The organism is Streptomyces sp. AC627_RSS907, from assembly GCF_019049165.1.
In genome coordinates this window covers 1-573 of record NZ_JAGMUE010001581.1, presented here as the reverse complement: position 1 = coordinate 573, position 573 = coordinate 1, and the positions used below count along the sequence as shown (strand labels likewise).

The window sequence follows — 573 nt, the reverse complement described above, 5'->3', positions numbered from 1 at the left end:
CGTCCGGTTGGCTAAAGTGAGAAGGGATGACCGGTCATTTGTCTCACCCGGCGCGCTCCGACGCCCGCGACAACCGAGCGCGCATGGTGGAGGCCGCCAGCGCGGTCTTCGGCGACGAGGGCCTGGGCGCGCCCATGCGCGAGGTCGCCCGGCGCGCCGGCGTCGGCCCGGCCACGCTCTACCGGCACTTCCCGACCAAGCGGGCGCTGATCGCGGAGACCTTCGCCGCGCAACGCCGGGCCTGCCACACCGCCGTCCGGGACGCCCTCGCGGACCCGGACCCGTGGCACGGCTTCCGGGAGCTGGTCGAGCGGATCTGCGAACTCCACGCGCACAGCCGGGGGTTCGCCGACGCCTTCATGACGGCCTTCCCGGAGGCCGCCGACTTCGCCGCCGACCGGGAGCACACGCTGCGCGCGGTGACCGAGGTCGCCCGCCGCGCCCAGCGGGCCGGGCGACTGCGCCCCGACTTCGTCGTCGACGACCTGGTCCTCATGCTCATGGCCCACCGGGGCGTCCAGGACGCGCCGCCCGCCACCCGCCTCGCGGCCTCCCGCCGCTTCGCCGCCTACC

Annotated in this window: 1 protein-coding gene; it reads left to right on the top strand. The window is 75.6% G+C overall.

Annotated features, from left to right (window positions below):
• Positions 1 to 26: 26 nt before the first annotated feature.
• On the top strand, positions 27 to 573 hold a 547-nt coding region (locus KUM32_RS43115), incomplete at its 3' end, for a TetR/AcrR family transcriptional regulator (protein WP_217146986.1).